General features: G+C 69.0%; 3 protein-coding genes. All 3 read left to right on the forward strand.

The features are described from left to right. On the forward strand, positions 1-709 hold a 709-nt coding region (pheS, locus tag ACIQ3R_RS16795; RefSeq protein WP_397420000.1), incomplete at its 5' end, for a phenylalanine--tRNA ligase subunit alpha. After that, on the forward strand, positions 706-1,113 hold the full coding sequence (locus tag ACIQ3R_RS16800) for an ASCH domain-containing protein (protein ID WP_397420001.1): 408 nt from the start codon (positions 706-708) through the stop codon (positions 1,111-1,113). The genes pheS and ACIQ3R_RS16800, both read left to right, overlap by 4 nt. After that, a partial coding sequence (gene pheT / locus ACIQ3R_RS16805; protein WP_397420002.1) for a phenylalanine--tRNA ligase subunit beta occupies positions 1,110-3,092 on the forward strand: 1,983 nt, incomplete at its 3' end. The genes ACIQ3R_RS16800 and pheT, both read left to right, overlap by 4 nt.

Here is a 3,092-nt window from a genome sequence, read left to right on the forward strand (position 1 = left end):
CGACTTCCACAATTTCACCGCACTCAACTTCCCGCCCAAGCACCCGGCGCGGGAGATGCACGACACGTTCTGGCTGCCCGAGAACGAACGCGGCGAGCGGCGCCTGCTGCGCACCCACACCAGCCCCGTGCAGGTGCGCGTGCTGCGCCAGGGCCAGAACGGAACCCTTCCGGCCTGGATCGCCCAGGGCCAGGCGCCGCCGATCCGGGTGATCGTTCCGGGCCGCACCTATCGCTCGGATTCCGACGCAACTCACACGCCGATGTTCCACCAAATGGAGGGCCTTGTGATCGATCGCGCCATCCATATGGGCCACCTCAAGTGGACGCTGGACCAGTTCATCGCCCGGTTCTTCGAAACCCCGGCCGTCGAGACGCGCTTCCGTCCGCACCACTTCCCGTTCACCGAGCCCAGCGCCGAGATGGACGTGAAGTGCGATCGCTCCGGCGGCGAGGTGAAGATCGGGCAGGGTTCCGACTGGATGGAGATCGTCGGCTGCGGGATGGTGCATCCCAACATCATTCGCACCTGCGGCCTCGACCCCGACGAGTGGCAAGGCTTCGCCTTCGGCTTCGGCATCGACCGGCTGGGGATGCTGAAATACGGCATGCCCGACCTGCGCGACATGTTCGCCGCCGACGTCCGCTGGCTGGACCACTACGGCTTCTCCGCCACCCAGACGCCGAACCCGGCGACGGGGCTGTCATGAGCGGTTATCTGCAGGACTGGCGGTCGCTGGAGACCTTCTCCTTTGGCGACAACCCGGAAATGGCCGACCGGCTGCTGGGCTTCGTGCTGGCGGGCGCCAAGACGGCCACCTGCTGGTCGATCGCCGACGGCCAGCAGACCGAGGTCGGCAAGCGCATGGTGGTCAAGGACGGCGCCGGCGCCCCGCGCGCGGTAATCGAGACCGTCACCCTGGAGCAGATGCGGTTCATCGATGTGCCGTGGTCGTTCGCCATGCACGAGGGCGAAGGCGACGAAAGTCTGCAGGACTGGCGCGACGGCCATCAGGACTATTTCACCCGCAACGGCGGCTTCTCGCCCGACATGCTGCTCTGGTGCGAGCGGTTCCGCCTGATTGAGATCCTGGGCGAAGGAGCCCAATCATGAAGTTCACGCTCTCCTGGCTGAAGGATCACCTCGAGACCGAGGCCACGGTCGCGCAGGTCGTGGAGGCCATGACCATGGCCGGCCTGGAAGTCGAACACGTCGAGGATCCAGGCGCGAAGCTGGCGGCCTTCTCGGTGGCTCGCATCGTCGAGGCGGTCCAGCACCCCAACGCCGACAAGCTGCGGGTCTGCCAGGTGGACACCAAGGACGGCCGCAAGGAGATCGTCTGCGGCGCACCCAATGCGCGCGCAGGACTCGTCACGATCTATGCGCCGCTGGGCGCCTATGTGCCCGGCAGCGGGATCACGCTGGAAGCGCGGCCGGTTCGCGGCGTGGTCTCCAACGGCATGCTGTGCTCCGGCCGCGAGCTTGAGGTGGCCGACGACGCCGACGGCATTGTCGAGCTGTCCGAGTCCCTCGCGGTCGGGGCATCGGCGGTCGAGGCGTTCGGTCTGGAGGCGGTGATTGACTTTGAGGTCACGCCCAATCGGCCCGACTGGCTGGGCGTGCGCGGGATCGCCCGCGACCTCGCCGCCGCCGGCCTGGGGACCCTGAAGCCGGAAACCGCCCAACCGGTGAAGGGCGCCTTCCCCTGCCCCATCGAGATCAAGGTCGACGGCGATGCCTGCCCAGTGTTCACCGGCCGGCTGATCCGCGGCGTGAAGAACGGCCCCTCGCCCGAGTGGCTGCAGACAAGGCTGTTGAGCGTCGGGCTTCGCCCCATCAACGCGCTCGTCGATGTGACCAACCTGATCTCTCAGGATCGCGCCCGGCCGCTGCACGTCTATGACGCAGGCCTGCTGCAGGGCGGCGTCATCGAGGCGCGTCTGGCCCAGCCCGGCGAAAGCATCGCCGCGCTCGACGGCAAGACCTACGCGGCCGACGCTGAGACCTGCGTGATCGCCGACGGCTCCGGCGCCATCGGCCTTGGCGGCGTCATCGGCGGCGCATCCACCGGCTGTTCGGAGGCGACGACGGACGTGTTCGTCGAGAGCGCCTGGTTCGATCCGATCCGCATCGCCCAGACCGGCCGTACACTGGGGATCAGCTCCGACGCGCAGTACCGCTTCGCGCGCGGCGTCGACCCGGCTTCGCCGGTTCCCGGCCTGGAACTGGCGACCCAGCTGATCCTGGAGTTGTGCGGCGGCCAGCCCTCCGAGGTCCGCGTCGCGGGCCAGGCGCCCGCAGCGCCGGCCGCTATCGCCTTCGACCGCAGCTATGTGCGCAAGCTCTCGGGTCTGACGGTCTCAGAGGCGCGCATCGACGAGATCCTCACCGGCCTGGGCTTCGCCGTCGAGGGCGACGCTGTGACCCCGCCATCCTGGCGGCGCGACGTGGAGGGCAAGGCCGATCTGGTGGAGGAGGTGGCCCGCATCGAAGGCTTCGACAGCCTGCCGGTCGAGGCCCTGCCCGAAATGCCGCGCGCCTCGGGCGGCGTGCTGACCGTCCGCCAGCGGCGCATGCGCGACGCCCGCCGTGTCTTGGCCGCGCGCGGCTACGCCGAGGCGGTGACCTGGAGCTTCATGCGCCAGGACTGGGCCGTCCTGTTCGGAGGTGGCGCCGAGGAGCTGGTGCTGGCCAATCCGATCGCTTCCGACCTTTCCACTATGCGCCCCACCGCGCTCGCTAACCTGATCGACGCGGCCGCCCGCAACGCCCGTCGCGGCTTCGCAGACGCAGCTTTCTTCGAGGTGGGGCCAAACTTCCGCTCCGATCAGCCGGACGGCCAGTGGACCGCGGTCACCGCACTCCTGGCGCCGCACGGTCCCCGGCATTGGGCGGGCGCTGTCGGCGACCCGCTGTTCGCCCTCAAGGCGGACCTGCTGGCGCTGCTGGATGAGTTAGGCGCGCAAGCGCTGCAGACTGTCCAGGGCCAGGCCTCGCCCTGGTGGCATCCTGGCCGCTCGGCCCGGCTGCAGCTCGGACCCAAGACCATTGTGGCGGAGTTCGGCGAGTTGCATCCGCGCGTGCTGAAGGCG

Origin of the sequence: Phenylobacterium sp. (assembly GCF_044371015.1) — a bacterium.
GTDB lineage: Bacteria > Pseudomonadota > Alphaproteobacteria > Caulobacterales > Caulobacteraceae > Phenylobacterium.